Origin of the sequence: Nonomuraea angiospora, assembly GCF_014873145.1 — a bacterium.
GTDB classification, from domain to species: Bacteria; Actinomycetota; Actinomycetes; order Streptosporangiales; family Streptosporangiaceae; genus Nonomuraea; species Nonomuraea angiospora.
The window spans coordinates 6,049,280-6,069,841 of record NZ_JADBEK010000001.1; the positions used below are offsets into that span (position 1 = coordinate 6,049,280).

Here is a 20,562-nt window from a genome sequence, read left to right on the forward strand (position 1 = left end):
CGTCGGGGCGGCATGGCGACCTAAATATGGCGAAATAGTGCGAATTCTTATGAGGTGTTAAACGATGACCCGTTCCCTGAGGAATGCCCGTTACGGGGCGGTTCTGACGTTTGTGCTGGGCGGACTGATGGTGGGCACCATGACGGTGCGCATCCCGGCGTTGACCGACAAGCTCGGCCTGTCCGAGGCGACGGTCGGCGCCGTCCTCCTCGTGTGGGGCCTGGGCGCGCTGGTGACGATGCAGTCCATGCGCCGGATCATGGCCCGCGCGGGCAGCCGGGCGGTGCTGCGGATCGGCGGCCCGCTCACCGCGCTGGGACTCGTCGCCGTGGCGTTCGCCCCGAACCTCCCCTCGCTCATGGTGGCCGTGGCGTTCTTCGGCATGGCGTTCGGCACCGTGGACGTGGCCATGAACGCCCAGGGCTCCACGGTCGAGCAGGCGTACGGACGGCCGCTGATGAACGGCATGCACGCGGGCTGGTGCGTGGGCGCCATCTCGGCGGGCGCGCTGGGCAGCCTGGCGATCGCCGTGGGGCTGCCGTTCACCGCCAACGTCGCGCTGATCGGCCTGGTCTCGCTGCCCGTCATGGTCCTGATCGGCCGTACGTACCTGCCCGAGCCCCCGGCGGCCGGAACCGCGACGGCGGCCCGCCGGCGCATGCCGCCGATCGTCTACCTGCTGGGCGCGATCATGTTCTTCGCGTTCATGGTCGAGGGCACGGTCGCCGACTGGAACGGCCTCTACATGCGCGACGAGCTGGGCGCCCCCGAGGCGCTGGCCGCCCTCGGCTACCCGGTCTTCGAGATGGGCATGCTGATCGCCAGGCTCACCGGTGACCGGCTGCGGACCAGGTTCGGCGTGCGGGGCATGCTGACCGTCTCCGGGGTGGCGACGGCCGGGTTCTTCGCGGTGGTGCTGATGGCGCCGGCGGCGCTGGTGGCGGTGTTCGCGATGTTCTTCGTCGGGCTCGGCGTGGCGACGATCTCGCCGCTCACCCTGTCGCTGGCGGGCACCGCGACCGACTCCCCAGGACCGGCGATCGCCCAGGCGGGCGCCATGGGGTACGCCGGCCTGCTGCTCGGGCCCGTCGTGATCGGCTTCATCTCGGACGCCACGACGCTGCGTACCGCGCTCGGCATCGGCGTCGTCCTGGGCGTGCTGATCGCGGCCGCCTCCCGCCTCCTCCCCCGCAGGGAGCCCGCCGCGATGGCCCCGGCCGTCACGCTCCCGGACCGCGAACCCGTCGAGGTCGCGGCCTGACCTCCGCCGCCGTGATCACGGCGCTCTCCTAAGAGTTCTCTGTGGACCGGCGGCGGGCGGCACCGCGCACGCCCACGTGGGAGCGCCCCGGCTCACAGACAACTCACAGACTCCTCAGAACTCCCCCAACCGCCGCCCGCACGCTGGACCCATGATCCAGCTCGACGGACTGACCAAACGCCACGGCGACGTGCTCGCCGTGGACGATCTCACCTTCACGGTGCGCCCGGGACTCGTCACCGGCTTCCTGGGCCCGAACGGCGCGGGCAAGACCACCACGATGCGCATGATCCTCGGACTCGACCTGCCCACCTCCGGCACCGCCACGATCAACGGCCGTGCCCACCACGAGCTCCGCCACCCGCTGCGCGAGGTCGGCTCGATGCTGGAGGCGCAGGCCGTGCACCCGAGGCGCAGCGCGTACAAGCACCTGCTCTACCTCGCCCAGACGAACGCCATCCCCGACCTCCGCGTCGCCGAGGTGCTGGACCTGGTCGGGCTCACGGCGGTGGCGGGCAGGAAAGCGGGCGGGTTCTCGCTGGGCATGGGGCAGCGGCTGGGCATCGCCGCGGCGCTGCTCGGGGATCCGCCGGTGCTGATGCTCGACGAGCCGGTCAACGGCCTGGACCCCGAAGGCGTCCTGTGGATCCGCACGCTCGTCCGCGGGCTGGCCGCGGAGGGGCGCACGGTGCTGGTGTCCAGCCACCTGATGAGCGAGATGGCGCTGACGGCGGACCGCCTCGTCGTGATCGGCAAGGGCCGGCTCATCGCGGAGGGGGACATCGGCGACTTCACCGAGGGCGGGGCGGCGGTGTTCGTACGCACGCCCGACGCCGCCTCCTTCGCCCGACGCCTGGAGCTGTCCGGCGCCCACGTCCAGCCCGGCGGCCCCGACGAGCTGCTGGTCACCGGCATGACGGCACCCGACGTCGGGCGGCTGGCGGCGGTCGAGGGCGTGCCGCTGTTCGAGCTGGCCCCGCGCCGCGCGTCACTGGAGGAGACGTTCATGGAGCTCACCCGGGAGAGCGTCGAGTACGGGATGGCACGATGATCGACACGGGGATGCTGAAAGCGGAGTGGACCAAGTTCAGCAGCATCAGGTCCACCATGGTGCTGTCGGCGGCGACCGCCGCCGTCGCGGGGCTGCTGGGGTGGCTGTTCAGCAGCACGGCGGCCAAGGAGTACGCCACGGCCACGGCGCAGGAGCGGCTCGACTTCCAGCCGCTGGACCTGGGCATGCGCGGCGTGTTCATCGTGCAGTTGCTGGTGGCGGCGCTGGGCGTGCTGGTGGCCTCCTCCGAATACGGCTCCGGCACGATGCGGGCCAGCCTGGCCGCCGTCAGCAGTCGCGGCCGGCTGCTGGCGGCCAAGTGCGGGATCACCGTGCTGACCGCGCTGCCGGTGAGCGTGGCCGCGGTGTGGCTGATGTTCACGACGAGCCAGCTGACGCTGTCCGCGGGCGGAGCGCCGTCCGTCCTGCCCGGCGATCCTGTCGCGCTGCGGCTGCTGCTGTTCGGGCCGCTCGTGCTGACGCTCCTGGCGCTGTTCGGCCTGGCGCTGGGCGTCCTGCTGCGCGGCACGGCCGCCGCCGCGAACGCCAGCACCGCCTTCCTCCTGCTCCCCGTCATGGCCGGGGCGTCGCCGGGCTTCCTGCGCGATCTCATCGGCGTCTACTGGCCGAGCGTGGCCGCCCTCCAGGCCGTCACCGGGAAGTCCGAGCTGCCGGGGGCGGTGGGGTTCGGGCTGCTGGTCGGGTTCGTGGCGGTCATGCTGGTCGCCGCGTACGTCCAGCTCAAGAATCGCGACGCCTGACTACGCTGGACCGGGGAGGTGCCTCTCGTGGGAGAACGGCTGCTCGTGGTCGACGACGAGCCCACCGTCAAGGAGCTGCTCTCCGCGACGCTACGGTTCGCCGGCTTCACGGTGAGCTCGGCGGACAACGGCGCGCAGGCGCTGGAGTCGGCCCGGCGCGACCCGCCGGACCTGGTCCTGCTCGATGTCATGCTGCCCGATCTCGATGGGTTCGAGGTGATCCGCCGGCTGCGGAGCCTGCCCAGGGGCGGCGGGCGGCCCGGCCCCGTGCCCGTGCTGTTCCTCACGGCCCGGGACGCCACGGCCGACAAGATCAACGGGCTGCGGCTGGGCGGCGACGACTACGTGACCAAGCCGTTCGACCTGGAGGAGCTGCTGGCCCGCATCAGGGCCATTCTCCGCCGCACGGGCGCGGCCCCCGGCGATTCCACGCTGGTGGTCGGGGACCTCGAGGTCGATCCCGACGGCCACCAGGTCACCCGGGCGGGACGTCCGGTACGGCTGTCGCCCACCGAGTTCCGGCTCCTGCTCCACCTGGTGCTCAACGCCGGGCGGGTGCTGCCCAAGTCCCAGATCCTGGAGCACGTGTGGCGCTACGACTTCGCCGGCGACACGAGCATCGTGGACACGTACGTGAGCTACCTGCGGCGCAAGCTCGACGTCGGCGAGCCCAAGCTGATCCACACCGTCCACGGCGTCGGCTACGTCCTGCGCAATCCCAAGCGATGATCGGCCGGCTCTCGCTCGCCGCCCGGCTGCTGGCCATCGCGGTCGCGCTGCTGGTGGTCGGCCTGGTGGTGATCAGCTCGGTGGTGCTGCGTCAGCTCGAGACCCAGCTCATGGCGCGCGTGGACGCCCAGCTGGAGCCGATGGGCAAGGCGGCGTCCGCGATCCCGCCGGACCTGGTCGCCAAGCTGTCGCGCAGCCCGCTTCCGGCCGGGCAGTTCGACCTGATGGGGAAGGGGTTCGTGGCCTACCTGGCGGCGGACGGGTCCGTGCTCCGCGAGCTCGGCGACCTCGCCGGGCCCGCGCTGCCCCGGCTCGACAGCGCCGCGGTGGCGGCCCGCGCCGGGCAGCCGTTCACGGTGAACGGCACGGACGGCGAGGAGTGGCGGGCGGTGGCGCTGCCCCGCGCCGGCACGAACGGCCCGCGCCCCGCCTCTGGCGGCACGAGCCTCGGCCCCAGCGGTACTGGACCCGGCTCCGGCGGCACGAGCCTCGGCCCCGGCGGCACGGAACCTGGCCCCGGCGGCACGGAACCTGGCTCTGGCGGCACGAGCCTCGGCCCGGCCGGTCACACCGCGGTGGTGGCCGCGGTCTCGCTCGCCGAGCTGCACACCACGGTCGACCGACTCCGGGTGGCCTGCCTCCTCACCGGCGCCGTCCTGCTCGGCGTGCTCGCGCTCGTCGGCGGGGTCGCCATCAGGGCCGGGCTGGCTCCGCTGCGCCGGGTGGAGGAGACGGCGGCGGCCATCGCGGACGGCGACCTGACCAGGCGCGTGCCCGAGCCGGCCGGTCTGTCCACCGAGGTGGGCCGGCTGGCCCGCTCGCTCAACAAGATGCTGGCCCAGATCGAGCAGGGCGTCGCGGCGAAGGTGGAGTCGGAGGCCAGGATGCGCAGGTTCGTGGCGGACGTCAGCCACGAGCTGCGCACCCCGCTGTTCGGCATCAAGGGCTTCTCGGAGCTCTACCGCATGGGCGGCACCGAGGCGGGGCCCGCGCTGGCCCGCATCGAGAGCGAGTCGGGCCGCCTGGCCCGGCTGGTGGAGGATCTGCTGCTGCTCGCCGGCCTCGACGAGAGCGACGGGCCGGGGCTCGACCTCACCCCCATGGACCTCCGTACACTGGCCGCCGACGCCCGCCACGACTTCACCGCGCTCGCCCCGTCCAGGCCCATCGCCTTCACCGGCCCGTCCGGCGGCCCGGCGGCGTCCGCGCCCGTGCTGGGGGACGAGGCCCGCCTGCGGCAGGTGGTCAGCAACCTCGTCGGCAACGCGATCACCCACACACCCGCCGGCACTCCGGTGCGGATCGGCGTCGGGACGGACGGCGGGGAGTCGGTCCTGGTCATCGAGGACGAGGGACCCGGGCTGAGCCCCGAGGAGGAGGCCCGCGTCTTCGACCGCTTCTACCGCGCGGACGCCTCCCGCGCCCGGGCGACGGGGGGCGCGGGGCTCGGGCTGGCGATCGTCCGCTCCATCGTCACGGCCCACGGGGGGCGGGTGGAGGTCCGCTCCGCGCCGGGCAAGGGCGCGACCTTCCAGGTACGCCTCCCGACCGCCGACCCGCACTGACTCCTTCGGGCCGATCCACGAGTAGCGTTGTGGAATGTGGACGGTGACGCACCTCGCGGCCGGAGACGGGTTCTCACTGGAGCGGGTCAGGATCCGGGCCGAGAGCGAGGCGTGGTCGCCGCCCGAGGTGACGGCAACGTACCGGGTGGTGCTGGTACGAAGCGGCGCCTTCCGCGCCCGGGTGGACGATCAGGTCCTGCTGGCCGATCCCGCGCTGGCCTACCTCGGCGGGGCGGGCCAGGAGCTGAGCATCGCCCACCGTCCCGGGATCGAGGACATCTGCACGGCCGTGACCTGCTCACCTGGCCTGATGCGCGAACTGGCAGGTGACGAGCCACCGTCCGCCGTGGCGTTGCCGGTCAACGGCAGGCTCGCCCTCGCACATCGGCTGCTGGCGTCACGGGCTGGGAAGGGTGCGGATTCCCCGGAACTCGCCGAGATGGTGATCGGCCTGGTGGGCGACCTGCTCACGGCGCAGGCCGGCACGCGTCAGGCCCTGACCCGCGGCCGGGCCGCCACACTGGCGCGACGGCGGTCCTTGGTGGAGTCGGTACGCACGCTCATCGCCGACGATCTGAGCGCTTCCCTACGCGATCTGGCCCGGCGCGTCGGCTGGTCGCCCTACCACCTGAGCCGCGCCTTCCGCCAGGAGACCGGGGTGACCCTGACGGCGTACCGCAATCGCATCCGCACCATGCGCGCGCTCGAGGCCATCGAGGCGGGCCACGATGATCTGGCCTCTCTCGCCGCCGACCTGGGCTTCGCCGATCACGCCCATCTGACGCGCACGATCCGTGGGGAGTGCGGGCTCACACCAGTGGCCGTGCGCCGCCTGCTGGCGGTCCCGCCGTCCTGACGATGCGGCCTCATCCGAGCAAGGTTCTTCAAGCGGCAGCCGTACTGCGGGGACGAGACTCGGTGACGTCCGATCCCCGTACGGTGAAGGAGAAAGAGCCGATCATGATCGCCCGAGTATGGCGCGCCAGGACCACAGGCACCGCGGCGACCAGCAGATATCAGCAGGTGTTCGAGTCAGAGGTGATGCACGACCTGCGCGGCCTGCCCGGCTTCCGCGGCGCCTACCTCCTGGCCCGCCACGGCGCCGAGGCCATGGAGTTGACTACCGTCACGCTGTTCGACTCCCTGGACACCATCAAGGCGTTCACGGGCGCGGACCACACCCGCGAACGCGTCACCCCGCCGGCCCGCGCGACGCTGCTGGACTCGGACCCGCACGTCCTGCACTTCGACGTGCTGGTTCACACCCTTGTTCGTTGATCGCGTCGCGGCCCGACGAGCGCAAGGGCGGCACGTTCGAGGGTGTCGAGCCCGCCGGGCGGCAGAGCGGGATGCGTGATGAGGGCGGAGCGGAATGAGACGGCAGAGCTCCGCGCCCTTGCCGTCCTAGGAGTGCTGTCCGCCTGTCTCGTCGAACAGGTCCTCAAGGGACTGGGCCGTCACCGCACGAGTGGCCCATGATTCCAACTGGGCCAGATCAGCGCAGGTGGAGAACCGGGTGCGCATGTCATCCGAGATGTCGAAGCCGCGGGCGCCCAGCACCAGCAGAAGCATCCTGACCGCCTCCTCCGCTTTGCCCTCCGCTTTGCCTTCCGCTTGGCCGCGGCCATAGTGCTCACGAGCGAAGGGACTGTAGACGGGCCAGGTGGCGGACGTCATGATGATCTCCTCCAGGAGGCGCCGCACGTCGGGCGCGGACATGCTGTTATCAGCAGGTGTTCGAGTCAGAGGTGATGCACGACCTGCGCGGCCTGCCCGGCTTCCGCGGCGCCTACCTCCTGGCCCGCCACGGCGCCGAGGCCACGGAGCTGACGACCGTCACGCTGTTCGACTCCCTGGACACGATCAAGGCCTTCGCGGGCGCGGACCACACCCGCGAACGCGTCACCCCGCCGGCCCGCGCGACGCTACTGGACTCGGACCCGCACGTCCTGCACTTCGACGTGCTGGTTCACACCCTTGTTCGTTGATCGCGTCGCGGCTCGACGAGCGCAAGGGCGGCACGTTCGAGGGTGTCGAGCCCGCCGGGCGGCAGAGCGGGATGCGTGATGAGGGCGGAGCGGAATGAGACGGCAGAGCTCCGCGCCCTTGCCGTCCTAGGAGTGCTGTCCGCCTGTCTCGTCGAACAGGTCCTCAAGGGACTGGGCCGTCACCGCACGAGTGGCCCATGATTCCAACTGGGCCAGATCAGCGCAGGTGGAGAACCGGGTGCGCATGTCATCCGAGATGTCGAAGCCGCGGGCGCCCAGCACCAGCAGAAGCATCCTGACCGCCTCCTCCGCTTTGCCTTCCGCTTGGCCGCGGCCATAGTGCTCACGAGCGAAGGGACTGTAGACGGGCCAGGTGGCGGACGTCATGATGATCTCCTCCAGGAGGCGCCGCACGTCGGGCGCGGACATGCTGTAAGCGTATTCATAGTACTTCGTAGCGTGTTCATCGCGCAGCTCTGCCAGCGCCATGGCGAAAGCCTCCACCACCTTGCGGTCACGACCGTGGGCCATGACCGCCATGATCGCCAGCGCCGGGCGAGCCACAGCCTCCTGAGGATCAGTGATGACCGGAATGTCATCCGGCCCCAACACCTGCGCCTGCAGGCGGTAGCCGGTCAATCCGGACTCGACGGGCGGCGCGTAATGGTCGGCAACACCGCGATCGGGGCAGACGAGCAAGACCGTGACATCACAGCGCAACATGAGCCACAGGGCGGCAGCGTAGCGGGCCAATTGCTTAGGGTCCTTGGACTTGTCCTGCTGGACCTCCACGATGATGGCGTGTGCGGGGGCCTGCGGCGGTCCCAGGACAACGACCACGTCGGACTCTATGTCGTCGGAGCGGCGAGTGTTGAAGGTGGTCTTCTCCAGCCGGACCAGCGGGGTGGCGGGCAACTCGACTCCCAGAAGATCACGCAAGACCTCCACCACCAGTTGGGGACGTTCATTGAACATCTGAACGAGGGCGTCATGTCGGGGGGACGGCATGACACTTATTGTCACATGTCCAGCACCCAAAGTTACGAGAATGACCGAGAAACCGCCTTCCCTGCGCGACTGGCTACGCGTAGCGACGACTTCTCCCTCTTCGCACGCCTCTCGGGAACGCGATCGGCCGGCGAAGCGGCTTGAAGCGGGGGTTTGGGGGGCCGCGCCCCCCAATGTCACAGTCTGAGCCCTCAGGCGCGAAGCGCCCCCCCAATGTCACAGCCCGAGCCCTCAGGCGCGAAGCGCCCCCCACTGCGAGGACCGCGCCTGTAAAGCCGGGGGTTTGGGGGGCTGCGCCCCCCAATGTCACAGCCTGAACTCCCGAGCGCGAAGCGCTATTGAGCGAAGACCGTGCTTCTCCCCTGCGGCTACTTGCGCTTGTTGATTTCCTCGGTGAGCTGGGGCACGACCTGGTGGAGGTCGCCCACCACGCCGTAGTCGGCCAGCTCGAAGATCGGGGCCTCCGGGTCCTTGTTGATCGCGACGATCGTCTTCGCCGTCTGCATGCCGGCCCGGTGCTGGATGGCGCCCGAGATGCCCGCCGCGATGTACAGCTGCGGCGAGACCGTCTTGCCCGTCTGTCCCACCTGGAACTGGTGCGGGTACCAGCCCGCGTCCGTGGCGGCGCGGGAGGCGCCGACGGCGGCGCCGAGCGAGTCGGCCAGGCCCTCGATGATCGAGAAGTTGTCGGCGGAGCCGACGCCGCGCCCGCCCGAGACCACGATCGCGGCCTCCGTCAGCTCCGGCCGGGCGCCCTTCTCCTGCTTGACCCGCTCGACGATGCGGGCCGCCTTGGCGGCGTCGGACAGGGTGACCGACACCTCCTCCTCGGCGCCCGCGGCGGGGGCGGCCTCGGGGGCGGTGGAGTTGGGGCGTACGGCGACGATCGGCGTGCCCTTGCTCACCTTGGACTGCACGTTGATGCCGCCGCCGAAGATCGACTGGTCGGCGACGAAGCCCTCGCCCAGGCCCACGGCGTCGGTGATGACGCCGGAGTCGGTCTTGACGGCCAGGCGACCGGCGACCTCCTTGCCCTCGGACGTGGCGGCCACGAGCACGGCGGCCGGGGAGGTGGCGGCGACGAGCTGGGCGAGCAGCTCGGCCTTGGGCGCGACCACGTAGTCGACGATGTCGCTCGACGCGGCGACGTAGATCTTGTCAGCGCCGTACTCGGCGAGCCTGGCCTTGGCCTCGGCGGTGAGGCCGGGGCCCGCCCAGACGGCGGAGGGGGTGCCGAGCGAGCGGGCCAGGGTCAGCAGCTCCAGCGTGACCTTCTTGACCTCGCCTTCGACCTGCTCGACGAGAACGAGAATCTCCGACATATCAGCAAAACTCCCGTTCTCAGATGAACTTCTTGGACGCGAGGTAGTCGGCGGCCTTCGCGCCACCGTCGCCCTCGTCCTTGACGATCGTGCCGGCCACGCGCGGCGGGGCGGCGGCGAAGTCGACGACCGAGGACCACGCGGCGGCCAGGCCCACCTGGGCGGCGTCGATGGAGGCGTCGCCGATGGCCAGCGTCTCGACCGGCTTCTTCTTGGCGGCCATGATGCCCTTGAACGACGGGTAGCGCGGCTCGTTGATCTTCTCGACCACGGAGACGACGGCCGGCAGCGTGGCCTCGACCTTGTCGAAGCCGTAGTCGGTGATGCGCTGGATCGCGATCGAGGAGCCCTCGACGTCGACCTTGTTGGCCAGCGTGAGCTGCGGGGTGCCGAGGCGCTCGGCCAGCATCGCGGCCAGCACGCCGGTGCGCGCGTCAGTGGACTCGGAGCCCAGGATGACCAGGTCGAACCCGATCTTCTTGAGCACCTGCGCCATCGCGTACGAGGTGGACAGCGCGTCGGAGCCGTGCAGCGCGTCGTCGCTGAGGTGGACGGCCTTGTCGGCGCCCATGGCCAGCGCCTTGCGGATGGTCTCGGTGGCCTTGCCGGGGCCCATGGTGAGCACGGTCACCTCACCACCGTGGGCCTCCTTGAGCCGCAGCGCCTCCTCGACCGCGTACTCGTCAAGCTCGTTGACCACGCCGTCGACGGCGTCGCGGTCGAGCGTCTTGTCATCGGACCGCAGCTTGCGCTCGGTCGCAGTGTCGGGGACCTGCTTCACGCAGACGACGATGTTCATGGCCGGTGGCCGACCTCCCGTGTTCGCGTGCGCGACCGCCTCGTTGCGGCCGGCGCCGAATGCAATGCTGTCCAGACTGCCAGGTGCCCACCGGGCCACTGACAGAGGGTCTGCCCAAGCTTTCGGGAGTTATGTTACCCGTCAGTAGCTTCACTGCAAACCCGCAGCTACCCACTATACAGAACTTTGTTCGGTCTAGGCCGAGAGCAGGAACACGACCCCCACCACGAGTGCCGTACCCGCGAACAGCGCCAGCGTGAACGTGCTGAACACCGCCGCCAGCCCGAAACACAGTCCCACGGCCCCCGCCACGCTGACCAGGTCCGTGATCATGCGGCTGCGCCGGAACAGGCTCTTCGAGAACAACGCCACGCCCGCGTCGGCCACCACAGCCAGCGCGTACGCCGCCAGCATGAACAACGCCACCTCGGGCAGCGGCTCACGCGCGGCGGCGGCCAGCAGCGACACGAACAGTCCCGAGCCGATCAGCCAGCGCCTGCGCACCTTCTCCCGGTGCCTGGCCCTGGACTCCTCCACCGACCTGCGCGGCCCTCCCTTGCCCGGCCGCCACTCCCTCGTTTCCAGGTCGTCGGCGAGGCTCATCGCCCGGGGCGGGACGTGGCGTACGTGGGAGACCGGCTCGACCCCCAGCCTGGCGCAGAGCTGCGCGGCCGTCGGCCGCGCGGCGGGGTCGGTGGACAGGCACTCGCGTAACAGCGGCGCCAGCCACTCGGGCACGCCCTCCAGGTCGGGCGAATGGTGCACCACCCGGTACGCCACCGCGGAGGCGGGCCCCTGCCCGTACGGCTGCCGCCCGGTCGCCGCGTACGCCAGCGTCGCCCCGAAGGAGAACACGTCGGCCTCCATGCCCGCGCTCTTGCCCTCCAGCACCTCGGGGGCCAGGTAGCCGGGCGTGCCCACCACGGCGCCGGAGGCCGTGACCGACAGCGAGTCGAGCGCGCTGGCGATGCCGAAGTCGATGACGACGGGCTCGCCCTCGGCCATCATCACGTTAGCCGGTTTGAGATCGCGGTGCACCACGCCGGACTCGTGCATGGCGAGCAGCGCGTCGGCCAGCCCGGCGGCCAGCCGGCGCAGGTCGGCCACGGGCACGGGCACGGCGCTGAGCGGGCGGCCCTGGACGTAGCGGGTCACGAGGTAGGGCCGGCCGCCATCGAGCGAGGCGTCGAGCACTTCGGCCACGTGCGGCCCGCCGACCCGGCGCATGGTCTCCACCTCGCGCGCCAGCCGGGCCAGCGCCCCGCCGTCGGCGGTGACGTGGGGGTGGAGCACCTTGACCGCGACCGTCCGGCCCTCGGCGTCGAGGGCGAGATGCACCTCGCCGAACCCGCCCGCCCCGAGCTTGGAAAGAAGCTCATACGGGCCGAGGTGCTCGCTCATACCTCATCTCTCCCCCCGAGATCCCATGGGGACACTCAGGACCAGGGAGTCAGGAACCCCAGCCCGAGGTCGCTGAGCAGGCTGTCGATCAGCCCGGTGATCAGCCCGATCGTGCTCTGCCTGGCGTTGCCCGCCAGCTCGTCGATGACCGACTCCGGCGCCTGCCACGGATACCACACCGCGTCCTGCCCCAGCGCGAACATCACCGCGAACAGCGCCGCCGTGCCCACCAGCACGACCGCGACCAGCGCCGCACCGGGGCTGCGCAGCACGCCGGTCAGCGTACGGGTGACGGCCTGGCGCGGCGCGCCGCCGCCCGGCAGCACGAACAGGCCGCCCGCGAAGGCGCCCGCCGCGAACGAGGCGGCCACGTTGACGCTCATCCCGCCCACCCAGTGGAGCAGGCCCCAGACGCACAGCCCGAACAGCAGCGCCAGCGGCACGTGCACCGCCGTCACGAGCGCGGACTTGACCAGCGCCCAGGGCGTGCCGACGACCGCCAGCAGCGGGTCGGCCGAGCTGCTGCCGCGCATCTGGCGCCGCTTGACCAGGTCGCCGAAGAGGTATTCGCCGAGCCTCAGCACCAGCGCGAGCGCGACGGCGATCGCGCCCACCATGACCGGCATCATGACGGTCAGCGCGACCAGCGTGACCAGCAGGAGCAGGCCCACGACCTGGCTGCCGAACAGGTATCTCTTCCGCTCGGACGGCGGGGTGTACTGAGGCGGCGGGGTGTAGGGCCTGACCTGCGACGGCGAGGTGGGCGGCGGCGCCGGGTAGCCCGCGACCCGCTGGTCGGTGCGGGCCACCGGCGGCCTGGCCGCGACCGGCGCGGGCACGTAGGGCGGCGGCCTTTCCTCCTGGTACGGCCGCTCCTCCCTGCGCGGTGGCGGCCGTTCCTCCCTGCGCGTCGGTGGCCGATCCTCCCGCTGCGGGGGCGGCGCGGTCTTGCCGTACTCGACCGGCGGCAGCAGGTCGGAGTACGAGTCCATGACCCGCGTGCCGCTGCCCATGCGCTTGGTGCCGGTCGGCCCGTCGAAGGACGTCTCGTTGAAGGTGGTCACGGCCGGGTCGAGCGCCCTGGCCATCCGCAGCAGCTCGTGCGCGCTGGGCCGGGAGGCGGGGTCGACCTGCAGCGCCCTGCCGAGCCAGCCGCGCAGCCACGCGGGCGCCTTGTCGATCTGCGCCCGCCCTTCCATGATGTTGAAGCAGACCGCCTCGAACGTCCCCGTGCCGAACGGCGGCGCCCCCGTCGCGGCGAAGAACACCGTCGAGGCCAGCGCGTGCACGTCGGCCGCCTGGGTGATCTCGGAGTCACGGATGATCTCGGGCGCCAGATAGCCCGGCGTGCCGACGAACATGCCCGTCTGGGTCAGCCTGGTCGCGTTGACCAGGTGGGCGATGCCGAAGTCGATGACCAGCGGCTCGCCGTTGACCAGCATGACGTTGGACGGCTTGAAGTCGCGGTGGATCACGTCGGCCGTGTGGATGGCCACCAGCGCCTGGCAGAGGCCCTGGGTGAGCCTGATGACCTCGCGCGCCTCCAGCGGGCCGTCGGCCAGGACGGTGTCCTCCAGCGTGCGCCCGGGGGCGAAGCGGGTCACGACGTACGGCTGGCCGCCCACGAGCTCGGCGTCGATCACCTCGGCGACGTGCGGGCTGCGCACCCGGCGCATGGTCTCGACCTCGCGGGTCAGCCGGTCGCGCGCCTTGAGGTCGGCGGCAACGTGCGGGTGGAGCACCTTGATGGCGACCTCGCGGCCCTCGCCGTCGAGACCGAGGTGGACGACCCCCATGCCACCTTCGCCGATCTTCCTGACCAGCCGGTACGGGCCCAGGCGTTCTGGTGCTTGGGTGCTCATCGCCACCTTCCCCGCATCATCCCCCGGGATTCCCCCTCAGCCCGTCTAGCTGTCTGACCACTGGATTGACGTTCAGCGGAGTCCATACGGCCCCCTTTGGCTTGTCCCCGAACGTGCCGGCGGCGAGGATCAGCGAGAGCGCGGCGGCCACCGCCAGAGCCCCCGCCATCACCATCGCCGCTGCCCTCGAGGGTACGAGCGATGAGAGCGTTCTGCGCATCTGTTTGCCAGGACCCTCCACTCCAGGGCCCGCGCAGACGGTCCACAACGCGACCGCGGCGCCCCAGGCCAGGGCGTTGGACGGGTCCATCCGAGCCACCACGGTGAGCAGCAGCGTCACCGGCAGGCCCAGGATGAGCGCGTAGAGCACGAGCGCCAGCGTGATGCCCACCGACTTGGCCAGCGCCTGGGGAAAGGCGAACACCCTGACCACGTCGAGCGCCGCGGCCCCCGCGGCCCTGCGGGCGGTCAGCTGCGGCTGGGCCAGGTCGGCCGCGCGCAGCAGGATCGCGGCCGGGATCGCCACGACCGCGACCAGCACGGGAGCGAGCACGGCCGCCACGATCATCACGATGAGCAGCATCGCGCCGGCCACGCCGTACGCCTTCGACCGCTGCAGCATCTTGCCCGGCGGGACCGACGGGATGTACGGCTCCCGCTTGGTGCTCGGGTCGGGCTGCGGGTACTGCGGCGGGATGTACGGGGGCGGCTGGAGCGGGCTCGGCGCGGGCCGCGCGTAGTCGGGCACGTCGGGACCCGCGCTCGGCACCTGGGCGTTCGGGACCGGCGTGTGGATGCGCCCGTAGTCGGGCGAGTCGGGGCGGACCCGCCGGGTGGGCACGTCGCCCTCACCTGGCGGGGCCACGAGGCCGTGGTTGTTGACCGGCTGCTGCGGCTGCCAGGGCGGCGGGGTCAGGCCGCTCTCGCGCTGGATGCGCCGCAGCTCCTCCGGCGTCACCCTGCGGGTCGGCCACGGGTCCGGCTGGTTGGGCAGGAGCGAGACGTACTGCTGGTCCTGGGGCGGCGCGGCGGCCTGCTCCTGGGACTCCAGCAGGCTCCTGGGCGTCACCGGCGGCGTGGAGATGTCGTACGACGGCTTGTCCTGCACGCGCGGGGGCTCGGTCGGCCGCGGAACGGTCGAGATCTCGTCGGGCACGGTGCTCGGCGTCTTCGGGAGCATCCGGGCGGTCTGCTCGGCCAGCTCGGCCGCCTTGGGGCGCTTGTTCGGGTTGCGCTGGAACGCGGCCTTCAGCAGCGGCTGCAACGTCGCCGGGGCGGCGCTCACGTCGGCCTTGCCGGCGGTGATGTTGTAGAAGATCATCTCCAGCGTGCCCTTGCCGAAGGGCGGCTGGCCGGTGGAGGCGAACAGCAGCGTGCCCGCCCACGCGTGCACGTCGACCTCCGGCCCCGCCTCCTGGCCCTCGATGATCTCGGGCGCGAGGTAGCCGGGCGTGCCGATGAACATGCCGGTCTGCGTCAGCCGGGTCGCGTCGACCGCCTGGGCGATGCCGAAGTCGATCAGGACGGGCTCGCCGTCGAGGATCAGCACGTTTCCGGGCTTGAGGTCGCGGTGGATCACGCCCACCGAGTGCACGGAGGACAGCGCGGCGGCCACCCCGTGCGCGAGCTTGACCAGCGAGGGCAGGTCGAGGGGCCCGTCGTCCTTGACGATCTCGTCGAGGGGACGGCCGGGGACGTAACGGGTGACGATGTACGGGCGATGACCGGTGACATCGGCGTCGAGCACCTCGGCGATGTATTTGCTCCGCACGCGCCGCATCGTCTCGACCTCGCGCGAAAGCCGCCGCCTGGCGACCTCGTCGCCGGCGACCTCGCCGCGCAGGACCTTGACCGCCACCTGCCGACCCTGCGGGTCGACAGCGAGGTGGACAACGCCCATCCCGCCTTCACCGAGCCGCCTGAGCAGCCGGTAAGGGCCTAGTCGGTCATCGTTCATGGCATGAAGCACCATACCGGCTTAATCCCCGCCCACGAGATGAACCATGAGGCCACATTCCCACTCGTACAACGTCCAGAAAGGGGCCATCGGTTTCCCATCCAACGGTCTCGAATCGGCTTCAGTTTCCCCTCAACCGGCCAGCGGCAGAACCTCGGCGCTCTTCAGCCCGGCCAGCGTGGCACCGGACACGGCCAGTTTCGACCTGCGCACGCCGCTCCCGATCACCACTCTGGGATGCTCGGCGACGTGCGTGTCCACCAGGACGGGCCAGTCGGCGGGCAGGCCCAGCGGGGTGATGCCGCCGTACTCCATCCCGGTCAGCTCGACCGCGTCGGCCATCGGCGCGAAGCTCGCCTTGCGGGCGTCGAGGTGGCGGCGGACGACTCCGTTGACGTCCACCCGCATCGTCGCGAGCACCATGCAGGCGACGTAGCGCGTCTCGCCGCCGCGCTTGGCCGCGACGACCACGCAGTTGGCCGACTCGTCGAGCGTCACGCCATACCGCTCGCAGAACGCCGCCGTGTCGGCCAGCTCAGGGTCGATCTCGGCCACTTCGACGCCCTCCAGCTCCGGCACGGCGAGCGCGACCGGGTCGGCCAGCAGGTCGGTCCGGTCGTTGGCGGGCACCCAGTGCAACGCCATCCCCATCTCCTCGATTTTATCTCCGCAGATCGCTTCTCCCAGGAGCCTACGGTGGCCGCGGGGGTGGCGAGCGGCGTCAGGCGGACTGCAGCACTCGCTGGTGCAGCTGGGTGACGACACTGCGGGCGGACTCCATGGCCCCCGCCTGCCATGCGATCAGATGGGTGAGCCAGTCGCCCGCGAAGTAAACCCTTCCGGCGGGGCGTTGCAGAAAAGTGAAGGACGAATCAAAGTCGGGCCAGCGCACCCAGCCTCCCTGGATGTGCGGCTGGCGGTCCCAGGCGATGGAGACGCTGGACAGAAGGTTCTGTCGGTATTTGTCGCCGTGGATCTTCTTGCCCTGGGTGAGCGCCCTGCGCCTTCTGTCCTCGGGGGCGAGGGCCGCGTACAACTCGGCGTTCCGCTCGGTGTTGTAGTAGCCGACGAGGACGCCGCGCTCGGAGTGGTAGCCGTGGGAGGGGTACCAGATGTGGGTGATGTCCAGGTCGGTCTCGGTCACGCCGCCGTAGATGCGGTCCTCCAGCTCCCACCAGCGGCGGCCGTACTCCAGGCCGATCTTGCCGGCGGCGACCGGGATCGGGGTGCCGAGCGCGGTGGTGACCTGGGCGCCGAGGTTGTGCGGGATCTTGGCGAGGATGTGGGGCGGCAGGGCGGCGATGCAGTAGTCGGCCTTGAGGCCGCCGCCCTCCCAGGCGACCTCCACGCCGTCCGCCAGGTTGGTGATCTTGGTGACCTTGGCGCCGGTCCTGATCCGGTCGCGGCCGACCGCCTCCGTCAGCTTGGTGACGATGGCGTCCATGCCGCCGACGGGCTGGAACATGGGGGTGGCCTGTTCGTAGCCGAAGTCGTTGGTGATGGCGCGGCCGGTGCCGGCGGCGAGGACCTGGTGGAGGGTGCCCGGGGCGTCGAGGGGAGTGCCGGTGTCGATTGCCGGATATTTCGTGAAACCGCGGCGCTCGGAGCCTTCGTATCGGTGCTTCGGGCCCAGGTCACCGAATCTCCGGAGGAATTCGAGCAGCGTCTCCTGGTCGGCCTTGCTGATGGCCCGGTCCAGCGCGCCGACATTTGTCGCTTTCGCCAATAATTCCGCGATATAGCCGTACATGTCGGCTCGGGCGGTGCGCGCCCGCACCGTCCGGCCGTTGGTGTTCACGTAGGCGGCGGCGTTGTTGTTGACGAAGGTCTCGATGGGGATGCCCAGCTCGCGGCAGTAGTCGAGGGTGACCATCCAGGGGGCGATCCGGCCGGGGCCCGCGTTGAAGTAGACGCCCTCGCCGAACCTCACGTCCTGGGCGGGCCCGTTCAGCTCGGCCAGGCGGTCGCCGCCGCGCAACGTGAGGTTCCGCCCGCCGGCCTTCTCCCTGGCCTCCAGGAGCGTGCAGTCGTATCCGGCCTTGCCCAGCTCGTACGCGGCCGTCAGCCCCGCCACCCCGGCGCCGAGGATCACGACCTTCGCCGCCCCCTTGCCGCTCAGGCTGAAGTCGCCCGGCCTGGGGGCGGCGAACTGCTTGTCCTGCTCGGACGGCGCCAGGCCGAGGGCGCCCATGGCGGCGTACATGGCGCCCGCGCCGCCCACCGCCCCGATCCCGACGAGCAGCCCCCGCCGGGTCAGCGCCGCACCCTCCACGCCGCCGTCTCCCTCCGCGCTCCACAAAACCGCTCCGCACCGTACACCCGGCCGCAGATCACCGCATTCCAGACGCCGGAGATCCGTGGAACGCCAGGGTCAGCCGTACGGGCCGCTGCCGCAGGCGATCTGGCCGCCGATGGTGGCGAAGATGCCGAACAGGGCCATGACCTGCGCGAAGTCGTCCGTCGTGAACTCGATGTGCCGCGGCCCCACCGACTTCACGCCCGGGATCAGCGCCACGGCCGCCGCGATGGCGGTGGAGTTCCACTCCACCCCGAGCGTGTACGGCGCAGCCACCGCATAAGGCGTGAAGTCGCTCAACCGGTTGAGCGCACGGACCGTCGCCTCACGGATCCTGGCCTGCGCGACGCTCGGCGGCAGCAACTCGGCGGAGAACTTGTCGATCCCCTTCTTCACCGCGACCGTCTCGACGTCGCCGAGCACCTCGCGCGCCTCTTCCCCGACGGCCTCGTCCCCGGCCACCAGCACGACCGGCACCCCGTGGAACCCGGCGCACGCCGCCACGAGCCGGGTCTCGCCGCACAGCTCGCCGTTGAGGTAGACGTTCTGGATCTCCTTGCCCATCCAGGTGTGGTTGAGCACGCCGTGCGGCACGCCGGCGCGGGCGTGGTAGCCGACGAAGCACGCCGCCTGGAACGAGCTGTCGAGCCCCTGGGCCATCCGCTGCGCCTTGCCCGGGCCGCGGATGAGGCTGGCGCGCGGGTCGAGCAGGTCGATCCGGAGGTTCTTGGTGGAGCCGTGGGCGTCGTTGACCAGCACGCTGGCCGCCCCGGCGGCGAAGGCCCCCTCGATGGCGGCGTTCGCGTCGGCCGTCATCAGCTCGCAGCCGCGCTCGTACCCGCGTTTGCCGGCGTGCATCTCCTCGGGGTCGGTCAGCCCCGTCACGCCCTCCATGTCGACGGACAGATAAACCTTCACGCGTTCCCACTCCTCATCAGGCGCCCCATGTCTCCACCCGGCGGACCTCGTCCTCCGTCATGAGCCCCACGTGCTTCTCGACGAACGCCGTGGCCTCCTCGCGCCACTGTGCCGGGATCTCGGCCAGGGCCCGCGGGTAGCAGTGGTCCAGCCAGGCCGTCGACTCCTCCGAGACGTCGAAGTAGTCGAGGGCCTTGGCGAAGAGCGTGTTCTCGATGCCGGGGACGCGGGCGAACCCGTACTCGATCATCTCCTGCCCCCCGTACGGCGGCTTCTTGAGGTACTTCTGCGCGACGGGGCGGTCGGCGGTGATGGGGGTGTCGAGGGGGCGGCGCTCGACGGCCGCCTGGATGAGCTCCTTGTAGAGGCACTTGCCGCAGGTACGGCACGGGCCGTCGGTGCCGCGCAGGCACCAGCGCACGTAGTCCTTGAGGTCGGACCCCAGGGCCAGGCGCATCGTGGTGGCCTCGCTCACCCCGCCGACGGGGAGCACGATGTGCACGCCGGCGGCCGCGAACAGCCGGCCCCACCTGCCGTGCGGCGACCACATGGGGTTGTCGGGCGTGTAGCGCCACAGGTAGCGGCCTCCGCCGAGCCAGCGCGAGCCGAGCTCGTAGCCGAAGCCCAGCCCGCCGAGGTCGAGCTGGTCGGCGAGCAGCAGCGCGCCGGCCGCGACCGCGTGGTGCTCCGGGTAGCCGGGGCGCGGCTCGGCCAGGGTGAACTCGAGGTCGGAGGTGACCGTGCTCAGCTCGCGCCCTGTCTTGGCGGCGAGCTTGGCCAGGACGTCCGACCGGTAGTGGGACCAGCGGTTGGGGACGCGCGGGTGCGGCACCCGGCGGAAGTGCACGAACGGCGCCTGCGGGTAGACGGTGGCCGCCGCCACGGAGTCCGCGCCGCCGCTGTAGGAGATCGCGAGCCGGGCCCCCGGACGGCGCGGCTCGGCCCCCACCGGCCCGGCCTCGACGCCCCACCCGGAGTGCAGGGCTTCGGCGAGGTCCGCCGAGATGGCGCGGTCGAAGGAGATGCGCTTCCTCGTCCACGGCGCCACGACCGTCCAGGCGGCGACGGCGAAGAGGTCCGGGTGGGCGTCGCCGGGGACGCCGCCGACGGAGCAGGAGTTGATGGCCAGCTTGATGGGGTGCTCGTCGGAGGCCTTGCCCGTGATCTCGTCCTCCGCGTCGAGGCGGAAGGTCAGGCTCGTGCCGGTCCAGGTCACGCGCACGGCTGCTCCCCCGGTTGCCCGGAGGCGCGGCCGGCGCGGAGGTCGTCGATGGCCTGCCAGACCAGGACCTCGTTCTGGAGCACGCCGTCCAGGGCCTTCGCCGTCTCCTGGGCGAGCCGGTGGGTGTCGTCGAGCTTCGCCTTGTCGGCCTTGCCGATCCCGGAGCCGGTCCCGGTCACTGTCGGGCGGGCGTTCCTGAGCCGCTCCACCTCGCTCTGGAGGGTGGCCATTTCCCGCCGGAGCGTCTGGACCTCCCAGAGCGCGTCCCTGATGTCCTGACGGTGGTCGGAAATGGAGATGTAGCGGGAGTCGAACCACGTACGCACGGCCTTCCGGAGCCGCGCAGGGACCAGGACGCGCATCATGAAACGCCACCATACTGGCAAACCCGCGCGCGATAGGACGAGCCGTTCGAATGGGTC

The 20,562-nt window shown here is 71.1% G+C and carries 20 protein-coding genes; 8 read left to right on the forward strand and 12 right to left on the reverse strand.

The window, feature by feature from the left end; genetic code table 11:
* The first annotated feature begins 64 nt into the window (after positions 1 to 64).
* From H4W80_RS27195 to H4W80_RS27225, 7 genes are all read left to right on the forward strand, one after another.
* Entirely contained in the window at positions 65 to 1,261 is a 1,197-nt protein-coding gene (locus H4W80_RS27195) for an MFS transporter (protein ID WP_192787677.1), read from the forward strand.
* Between the two features lie 151 nt (positions 1,262 to 1,412).
* The gene (locus tag H4W80_RS27200) at positions 1,413 to 2,312 is read left to right on the forward strand and encodes an ATP-binding cassette domain-containing protein (protein ID WP_192787678.1); all 900 of its coding nucleotides are present in this window, start codon (positions 1,413 to 1,415) and stop codon (positions 2,310 to 2,312) included.
* Complete coding sequence (locus H4W80_RS27205; protein WP_192787679.1) at positions 2,309 to 3,073, forward strand: hypothetical protein; 765 nt, start codon at positions 2,309 to 2,311, stop codon at positions 3,071 to 3,073. The genes H4W80_RS27200 and H4W80_RS27205 overlap by 4 nt, the downstream gene beginning before the upstream one ends.
* 27 nt (positions 3,074 to 3,100) lie before the next feature.
* Positions 3,101 to 3,802 (forward strand): response regulator transcription factor, encoded by a 702-nt coding sequence (locus H4W80_RS27210; protein WP_192787680.1) that lies wholly within the window; start codon positions 3,101 to 3,103, stop codon positions 3,800 to 3,802.
* On the forward strand, positions 3,799 to 5,367 hold the full coding sequence (locus H4W80_RS27215; protein WP_192787681.1) for a sensor histidine kinase: 1,569 nt from the start codon (positions 3,799 to 3,801) through the stop codon (positions 5,365 to 5,367). Before H4W80_RS27210 ends, H4W80_RS27215 begins: the two co-directional genes overlap by 4 nt.
* A 34-nt stretch (positions 5,368 to 5,401) precedes the next feature.
* Positions 5,402 to 6,223 (forward strand): helix-turn-helix domain-containing protein, encoded by an 822-nt coding sequence (locus H4W80_RS27220; protein ID WP_192787682.1) that lies wholly within the window; start codon positions 5,402 to 5,404, stop codon positions 6,221 to 6,223.
* Between the two features lie 62 nt (positions 6,224 to 6,285).
* Positions 6,286 to 6,645 carry an antibiotic biosynthesis monooxygenase gene (locus H4W80_RS27225; RefSeq protein WP_192787683.1) on the forward strand — a complete coding sequence of 120 codons (360 nt, stop codon included), beginning with the start codon at positions 6,286 to 6,288 and terminating at the stop codon, positions 6,643 to 6,645.
* Positions 6,646 to 6,771: 126 nt separating this feature from the next.
* Here H4W80_RS27225 and H4W80_RS27230 read toward each other — a convergent pair whose 3' ends face one another.
* Complete coding sequence (locus H4W80_RS27230) at positions 6,772 to 7,086, reverse strand: hypothetical protein (RefSeq protein WP_225963686.1); 315 nt, start codon at positions 7,084 to 7,086, stop codon at positions 6,772 to 6,774.
* A gap of 14 nt (positions 7,087 to 7,100) precedes the next feature.
* Between H4W80_RS27230 and H4W80_RS27235 the strand changes: the two genes are divergently transcribed.
* The gene (locus H4W80_RS27235) at positions 7,101 to 7,355 is read left to right on the forward strand and encodes an antibiotic biosynthesis monooxygenase (protein WP_192787684.1); all 255 of its coding nucleotides are present in this window, start codon (positions 7,101 to 7,103) and stop codon (positions 7,353 to 7,355) included.
* 126 nt (positions 7,356 to 7,481) lie between these two features.
* Here H4W80_RS27235 and H4W80_RS27240 read toward each other — a convergent pair whose 3' ends face one another.
* The 11 genes from H4W80_RS27240 to H4W80_RS27290 all read right to left on the reverse strand — a co-directional run bounded on the left by H4W80_RS27240 (position 7,482) and on the right by H4W80_RS27290 (position 20,505).
* On the reverse strand, positions 7,482 to 8,330 hold the full coding sequence (locus H4W80_RS27240) for an RpnC/YadD family protein (RefSeq protein ID WP_225963687.1): 849 nt from the start codon (positions 8,328 to 8,330) through the stop codon (positions 7,482 to 7,484).
* Positions 8,331 to 8,731: 401 nt separating this feature from the next.
* Positions 8,732 to 9,685, reverse strand: coding sequence for an electron transfer flavoprotein subunit alpha/FixB family protein (locus H4W80_RS27245; protein ID WP_192787685.1), 954 nt, complete (start codon positions 9,683 to 9,685; stop codon positions 8,732 to 8,734).
* 19 nt (positions 9,686 to 9,704) lie between these two features.
* On the reverse strand, positions 9,705 to 10,484 hold the full coding sequence (locus H4W80_RS27250) for an electron transfer flavoprotein subunit beta/FixA family protein (protein ID WP_192787686.1): 780 nt from the start codon (positions 10,482 to 10,484) through the stop codon (positions 9,705 to 9,707).
* A gap of 195 nt (positions 10,485 to 10,679) precedes the next feature.
* Entirely contained in the window at positions 10,680 to 11,885 is a 1,206-nt protein-coding gene (locus H4W80_RS27255) for a serine/threonine-protein kinase (RefSeq protein WP_192787687.1), read from the reverse strand.
* 35 nt (positions 11,886 to 11,920) lie between these two features.
* The gene (locus tag H4W80_RS27260; RefSeq protein ID WP_192787688.1) at positions 11,921 to 13,747 is read right to left on the reverse strand and encodes a serine/threonine-protein kinase; all 1,827 of its coding nucleotides are present in this window, start codon (positions 13,745 to 13,747) and stop codon (positions 11,921 to 11,923) included.
* A 16-nt stretch (positions 13,748 to 13,763) separates the two neighbouring features.
* Positions 13,764 to 15,704 carry a serine/threonine-protein kinase gene (locus H4W80_RS27265; RefSeq protein WP_192787689.1) on the reverse strand — a complete coding sequence of 647 codons (1,941 nt, stop codon included), beginning with the start codon at positions 15,702 to 15,704 and terminating at the stop codon, positions 13,764 to 13,766.
* A gap of 132 nt (positions 15,705 to 15,836) precedes the next feature.
* Entirely contained in the window at positions 15,837 to 16,355 is a 519-nt protein-coding gene (locus H4W80_RS27270) for a YbaK/EbsC family protein (protein ID WP_225963688.1), read from the reverse strand.
* A 70-nt stretch (positions 16,356 to 16,425) separates the two neighbouring features.
* Positions 16,426 to 17,976, reverse strand: a complete 1,551-nt coding sequence (locus H4W80_RS27275) for a flavin monoamine oxidase family protein (protein ID WP_318787078.1) — start codon at positions 17,974 to 17,976, stop codon at positions 16,426 to 16,428.
* 99 nt (positions 17,977 to 18,075) lie between these two features.
* Entirely contained in the window at positions 18,076 to 18,918 is an 843-nt protein-coding gene (locus H4W80_RS27280) for a M55 family metallopeptidase (protein ID WP_192787691.1), read from the reverse strand.
* A 16-nt stretch (positions 18,919 to 18,934) separates the two neighbouring features.
* The gene (locus tag H4W80_RS27285; protein ID WP_192787692.1) at positions 18,935 to 20,140 is read right to left on the reverse strand and encodes a DUF6395 domain-containing protein; all 1,206 of its coding nucleotides are present in this window, start codon (positions 20,138 to 20,140) and stop codon (positions 18,935 to 18,937) included.
* Complete coding sequence (locus H4W80_RS27290) at positions 20,131 to 20,505, reverse strand: hypothetical protein (protein ID WP_192787693.1); 375 nt, start codon at positions 20,503 to 20,505, stop codon at positions 20,131 to 20,133. The genes H4W80_RS27285 and H4W80_RS27290 overlap by 10 nt, the downstream gene beginning before the upstream one ends.
* Positions 20,506 to 20,562 lie beyond the last annotated feature (57 nt).

Bases quoted from the DNA above. Each gene is read 5' to 3' on its own strand.
- H4W80_RS27195 (WP_192787677.1), top strand. From the start codon at position 65: ATGACCCGTTCCCTGAGGAATGCCCGTTACGGGGCGGTTCTGACGTTT.
- H4W80_RS27200 (WP_192787678.1), top strand. From the start codon at position 1,413: ATGATCCAGCTCGACGGACTGACCAAACGCCACGGCGACGTGCTCGCC.
- H4W80_RS27205 (WP_192787679.1), top strand. From the start codon at position 2,309: ATGATCGACACGGGGATGCTGAAAGCGGAGTGGACCAAGTTCAGCAGC.
- H4W80_RS27215 (WP_192787681.1), top strand. From the start codon at position 3,799: ATGATCGGCCGGCTCTCGCTCGCCGCCCGGCTGCTGGCCATCGCGGTC.
- H4W80_RS27220 (WP_192787682.1), top strand. From the start codon at position 5,402: ATGTGGACGGTGACGCACCTCGCGGCCGGAGACGGGTTCTCACTGGAG.
- H4W80_RS27230 (WP_225963686.1), bottom strand. From the start codon at position 7,086: ATGTCCGCGCCCGACGTGCGGCGCCTCCTGGAGGAGATCATCATGACG.
- H4W80_RS27240 (WP_225963687.1), bottom strand. From the start codon at position 8,330: ATGTTCAATGAACGTCCCCAACTGGTGGTGGAGGTCTTGCGTGATCTT.
- H4W80_RS27245 (WP_192787685.1), bottom strand. From the start codon at position 9,685: ATGTCGGAGATTCTCGTTCTCGTCGAGCAGGTCGAAGGCGAGGTCAAG.
- H4W80_RS27250 (WP_192787686.1), bottom strand. From the start codon at position 10,484: ATGAACATCGTCGTCTGCGTGAAGCAGGTCCCCGACACTGCGACCGAG.
- H4W80_RS27255 (WP_192787687.1), bottom strand. From the start codon at position 11,885: ATGAGCGAGCACCTCGGCCCGTATGAGCTTCTTTCCAAGCTCGGGGCG.
- H4W80_RS27260 (WP_192787688.1), bottom strand. From the start codon at position 13,747: ATGAGCACCCAAGCACCAGAACGCCTGGGCCCGTACCGGCTGGTCAGG.
- H4W80_RS27265 (WP_192787689.1), bottom strand. From the start codon at position 15,704: ATGAACGATGACCGACTAGGCCCTTACCGGCTGCTCAGGCGGCTCGGT.
- H4W80_RS27270 (WP_225963688.1), bottom strand. From the start codon at position 16,355: ATGGGGATGGCGTTGCACTGGGTGCCCGCCAACGACCGGACCGACCTG.
- H4W80_RS27290 (WP_192787693.1), bottom strand. From the start codon at position 20,505: ATGATGCGCGTCCTGGTCCCTGCGCGGCTCCGGAAGGCCGTGCGTACG.